The sequence below is a fragment of the Methanoculleus sp. MH98A genome, assembly GCF_000691865.1.
GTDB lineage: Archaea > Halobacteriota > Methanomicrobia > Methanomicrobiales > Methanoculleaceae > Methanoculleus.
In genome coordinates this window covers 1-4,675 of record NZ_JMIO01000120.1, presented here as the reverse complement: position 1 = coordinate 4,675, position 4,675 = coordinate 1, and the positions used below count along the sequence as shown (strand labels likewise).

The following is a 4,675-nucleotide window of genomic DNA, read 5'->3' as shown; positions in this document are numbered from 1 at the left end:
TGTCAGCGTGAGGTTCTGCTTCGGGGCGAAGAGCGACTCGTTGCCGAATGGGTGCCGTGTATCGATCAACTGCGGGACGACCTCAGGGCGTAATTTGTCACCAAGAGAGGTGCGATTAGAGTAGCGAACACCGATCGGTTCTGCGGGATTCATGTAGGGAGTGGTCAGCCGGAGGTAGTACTGGCCGTCGACCGGGACGATCGCGAAATCGTAGTGCTCCGGAAGAGTCGAGGGATCGGAGGGATGTTTACGGAGGTTGCCGGGATCGGTGTAAAATGCACCGGAGATCGGTTCGGAACCGATGATCGGCTGGTCGCCGCGGGTCGGGATGGGTACAAGGAGGGTCACGTTCTCGATGGGCGTGGCTGTCCTGATGGAGAGTTCGTATCTGAAATATGCATAAGGATCTTGAGGTTCCCCCGAGATACAGCCGCAGAGGAAGACCTGGGCAACGACGAGGGCGAGGAGGACAATGGGGAGCCGGCGATGCATGCAGGAATCTGTTCCTTCCTAATATACATTCATTTCCCCGGAGATGCCCCTTGGATGGTTCTCTGTTCATTTCCTGCGATATTTTGTCTCTTCAGCTCGAAAAATTTGTTCTACTTCCCTGCACCGGAAGTCGGGGAGGCGTTGAGTTGCCACTCCCGGTAGATCCCTTTTCCCGCCGTCATTTCCCCGCCAGCGGGCATCCAGCCCTGTGGTTCGCCCTTGACGACAAGACGGTAGGTGTCACTGTATTCATTCACCGGAGTATTATCAAATCCGTCGCTCCATTCAATAAGTCCCCAAATATGTGAATAGATTGTGACTTTTGTCCCGTTTTCATACTGAGCGTAGATAGGGATGGTGTAGGAGTACCGGTAGCCATCGGGGTCGTAATAACCGCGCTCGTTGGGCGTTCCGGAGGAACTTGCTGTCAGCGTGAGGTTCTGCTTTGGGAGGAAGAGGGACTCGTTGCCGAACGGGTGCCGTGTTTCGATCAACTGCGGGACGATCTCGGGGCGAAATTTGTCGCGGAAAGAGGTATAGTTGTAATAGTCCACGTGAATCGGTCTTGCAGGATCCATATAGGGAGCGGTCAACCGGAGGTAGTACTGGCCGTCGACCGGGACAATTGCGAGGGTATGATTATCAGGAAGACCACTGCGGAGGCTTTCGGGATCGGTGTAAAACGCATCGGAGATCGGGTCATGACCGATGGCCGGCCGGTCGCCGCGGGCCGGGACGGGAACGAGGAGGGTCACGTTCTCGATGCGGGTATCCGTCGTGATGTAAAGTTCGTACGATAAAGACGTATGCAGGTACTCTGGTTCCCCCGAGATACAGCCGCAGAGGAAGACCTGGGCAACGACGAGGGCGAGGAGGACAATGGGGAGCCGGCGATGCATGCAGGAATCTGTTCCTTCCTGGTATACATTCATTTCCCCGGAGATGCCCCTGAAACTGGTATAGATTCATTTCCGGCCGAATTTCGGCTATCTAACCCCGCCTCGCTGGCGCTCAACGGGACCGCCGGGTGCACCCGACGACCCGGTCGTTCCCCGTCTTTTATATCCCCGCACCGCCATGATCTTGTAGACCGATGCAGGAAGAGCAGCAAACACCATGCGAAAACCCGCTCTGGCCCTGTGCGATGACCGGGGCGGTCGCCTGTCTCTCGGGATTCGAGGACGTCGCCGTCGTCGTCCACGGTTCGAGCGGGTGCTACTTCTACCCCGCGTCGCTCGTCGGGGTTCCCATCCACGGGACGTTCCTCGTCGAGAACGAGGTCATCTTCGGGACGGAGTCCCGCCTCGCGGAGGTGATCCGGGAACTCGCCGCCCGCTACGCCCGGATAGCCGTGGTCAACACCTGCGTGCCCGCGATCATGGGCGAGGATATGGGCGACCTTGCCGGCGACGGGCAGGTTCTCTTCGTCGACAGCCCGGGGTTCCTCGGCGATCTCGAGGCCGGCTACCGCCGGGCGCTCGACACGATCGCGCCGGAGGTGGACCCCGACGCCGCCGGCGTCAACATCGACGGCATCTGCCGCACCGACCCCTTCTGCCGGGGAAACGCCCTCGAGGCGCGGCGCCTGCTCGCCCTCGCAGGCGTCGATGTCGCCGCCACCTTCTGCCTCGACCGTTACGCCGCGACCCGCCGGGCGGCGCCGTTCACCGTCGGGACGAATCCGGATCTCGCAAGCGGCGTCGGGACCGCTTGCGGCTCTCTTCTCGGCCTCGATGCCGTCGGCGAGACCTTCGAGCGGCTTGGCGCCGTAGTCGACGGCGTGGATACCCGCCCGGTCATGGACGAGGTCGCGTGGGCCGATGCCCGGATCCGGAAAGCCTGCGAGAAGTACCTCAGGAGGTTCGACCCTCCCCGGGTGGCGATCGCCGGCGGGCACGCCTACGCCGCGTTTGCCGCCGATCTCCTCGACCGGTATCTCGGTGCCGAGATCGCCTGCGTCGCCGCCCGGAACGGTTCCTCCGGCGACGGCATCACCCGTACGACCGACTTCTCGGTCATCCGGGAGATGATCCTTGACGTCGAACCCGACCTGATCCTCGGCTCCTCCTACGAGCAGGCGATTGCTCCCGAAGCTGCGTTCGTCGGGCTGACGCTGCCGCTCCGGGACAGGGTCGCTCTCTCCTCCCACGCGGTCGCCGGGGTGGAAGGGGCGCTCCGGCTGATGGAAGAGGTGCTCAACGCCTGCATCGATTGGAACCGGCGCCCGGGAGGCGGGAGCGCGGTTCGCTTCTGAAAAAGCGTCGGTACTCACGCTCCCGGGACATTCATGCCGGGATCGGGACGCACAGGAGGGCGCCGGTTCTTTTTACCCCAACGACGTATGTACCGGCATGGACCTGACGATCAGGGGATACCTTGATGAGGATTTTGCGGCGGTCTGTGCCCTCGAACTGGAGAACAGCCCGGGAGACTGCAAGCCCGAGGTATTTGTCCGGCAGGCAGGCGTCCTCTTCGCCGATACCTTTCTCGTTATGGAATGCGGCGGAGAGGTGGTCGGCTACACCATCGGAGCTCTCGTCCAGCACCGGCAGACAACGGGATGGATCGTCCGGCTGGTGGTGGCGGAGCGGTACCGGCGCAGGGGGTTCGGGAAGGGCCTCGTTGCGGCCGTCGTCGCCGCCCTCCGGGAGCGGGGAGCGTATGAGGTCTGCCTCTCGGTCGCGCCGGGGAACCGTGCCGCCCGGGCGCTCTACGAGAGGCACGGCTTTCGAGAGACGGACTTCTTTCCGGCCTACTTCGGCGAGGGGGGCGATCGCTGTATCCTCAGGCGAGACCTCACCGGCCGACAGGATTTAATCTGTTCCGATTGAGATCAGTGCGATACCATGTCCCTCACCACCTATCGCATAGGGGAAGCGTTCAAACCGGTGCCGCAGTTCCGGTCGTACCTCTACGCGTCCCTGATCCTGGCCGTCGTCGTCTTCGTCCTGCCGTGGCTCGCTCCCATCGTCATCTTCAGCCGGCTGCCCGTCGCTCTCGCCTTCGCCGTCCCGGTGCTCGCCATCGTCGTCTTCGTCGCCTACTGGATACCGCTCTACCACGAGAGCATCGTCTACCGGCTCACCGTCACCGAGGTGACCTGGCAGCGCGGGGTCTGGTTCCGGCAGACGGGGATCGTCCCCTACAACCGGATCACGAACGTCGATATCGCCCAGGGCCCGCTGATGCGGTTCTTCTCCTTCTCGGCGGTCAGGGTGCAGACCGCGGGGTACTCGGCGCAGGCCCGGGCGGAGATCGTCCTCAACGGGATAGCGGACCCGAAGGATCTCCAGGAGACGATCATGAACTTCGTGCGGACTACCCGGCCGGTCGCCGCGACCGGGGGCGAGCCGGAAGAGGGGCCGGCAGCCGATGCCGTGGTGGAGGAACTGCGGGCGATACGGCGGCTGCTCGAGGGCCGGCAGGAGCGGTAGGGCCCGTCGTTACGATGCAGGGTGGTGGGGGGAGAACTATCTCCCTCCGATCACCTCCCGCTTGATGACCAGGACCGGCTGGCGGGCGTTCTTGATCACGTACTCCGAGACCGTCCCGAGCAGGCGGTCGCGGATGTTCGACCGGCCGTGGGAGCCGATGACGATGAGCGAGGCTCCTTCCGCATCGGCCGCGGCCACGATCTCCTTCCCCGGGCTGCCGAGGGGCGTTCGGACGGTCACCTTCACGCCCTGTCTCTCGAGCGCCCGGCGGGTATCGACGATCCGGTGCTGGATCTCTTCCCGTAGTTCCCTCTGCGCCTCGGTCTCCCGGTCGGGCACGGTCCCGAGGAACCCCTGCCCGCCCGAGGCGATCAGCGTGATCTCCTTTGAGTCGATGACGTGGACGAGAACCACCTCCCGGGTTCCCGCCTCGTGCAGCACGGGGATGTAGTCCAGCACCTTCATCGAAGGCGCTGAAAAGTCCGTTGGAAACAGGATGCGTTCGAACATACTCTGGCACTCTCTCCGATGAGACCTTTTCTGCAGAAGAGGTATAAAAGAGATTGTGCGGGCGCCGGAGGATGAGGTGGGTGCCTGGGGTTGCTATACGGGATGTGTATCATACCCGACGGGGTCTCCCCTCCGGAGCTTCATGTGCTTTACTATCTCTGGGGGTCTGCGATCCATTTACGTTCTTTTTACTCGTATAAACTCATGCACGGGTTTCCACCGAGTATCGCCGTGGGGGG

The 4,675-nt window shown here is 62.6% G+C and carries 5 protein-coding genes and 1 pseudogene; 3 read left to right on the top strand and 3 right to left on the bottom strand.

Features of this window, described 5'->3' with window-relative positions; genetic code table 11:
• Positions 1-492: pseudogene (locus tag EI28_RS11785) on the bottom strand (hypothetical protein); the annotation flags it as partial.
• A gap of 110 nt (positions 493-602) precedes the next feature.
• A complete protein-coding gene (locus EI28_RS11780; protein ID WP_048115066.1) occupies positions 603-1,391 on the bottom strand; it encodes a hypothetical protein in 789 nt (262 codons plus the stop codon).
• Between the two features lie 194 nt (positions 1,392-1,585).
• Here EI28_RS11780 and EI28_RS11775 point away from each other — a divergent pair, with 194 nt between their 5' ends.
• From EI28_RS11775 to EI28_RS11765, 3 genes are all read left to right on the top strand, one after another.
• On the top strand, positions 1,586-2,746 hold the full coding sequence (locus EI28_RS11775; RefSeq protein ID WP_048115065.1) for a nitrogenase component 1: 1,161 nt from the start codon (positions 1,586-1,588) through the stop codon (positions 2,744-2,746).
• A 97-nt stretch (positions 2,747-2,843) separates the two neighbouring features.
• Positions 2,844-3,323, top strand: a complete 480-nt coding sequence (locus EI28_RS11770) for an N-acetyltransferase (RefSeq protein ID WP_048115063.1) — start codon at positions 2,844-2,846, stop codon at positions 3,321-3,323.
• Positions 3,324-3,338: 15 nt separating this feature from the next.
• Entirely contained in the window at positions 3,339-3,926 is a 588-nt protein-coding gene (locus tag EI28_RS11765) for a PH domain-containing protein (protein WP_048115061.1), read from the top strand.
• 36 nt (positions 3,927-3,962) lie between these two features.
• Here the strand turns inward: EI28_RS11765 and EI28_RS11760 are convergent, their stop codons facing one another.
• Complete coding sequence (locus EI28_RS11760) at positions 3,963-4,436, bottom strand: universal stress protein (protein WP_048115060.1); 474 nt, start codon at positions 4,434-4,436, stop codon at positions 3,963-3,965.
• Between the last annotated feature and the right edge of the window lie 239 nt (positions 4,437-4,675).

Bases quoted from the DNA above. Each gene is read 5' to 3' on its own strand.
- EI28_RS11780 (WP_048115066.1), bottom strand. From the start codon at position 1,391: ATGCATCGCCGGCTCCCCATTGTCCTCCTCGCCCTCGTCGTTGCCCAG.
- EI28_RS11775 (WP_048115065.1), top strand. From the start codon at position 1,586: ATGCAGGAAGAGCAGCAAACACCATGCGAAAACCCGCTCTGGCCCTGT.
- EI28_RS11770 (WP_048115063.1), top strand. From the start codon at position 2,844: ATGGACCTGACGATCAGGGGATACCTTGATGAGGATTTTGCGGCGGTC.
- EI28_RS11765 (WP_048115061.1), top strand. From the start codon at position 3,339: ATGTCCCTCACCACCTATCGCATAGGGGAAGCGTTCAAACCGGTGCCG.
- EI28_RS11760 (WP_048115060.1), bottom strand. From the start codon at position 4,436: ATGTTCGAACGCATCCTGTTTCCAACGGACTTTTCAGCGCCTTCGATG.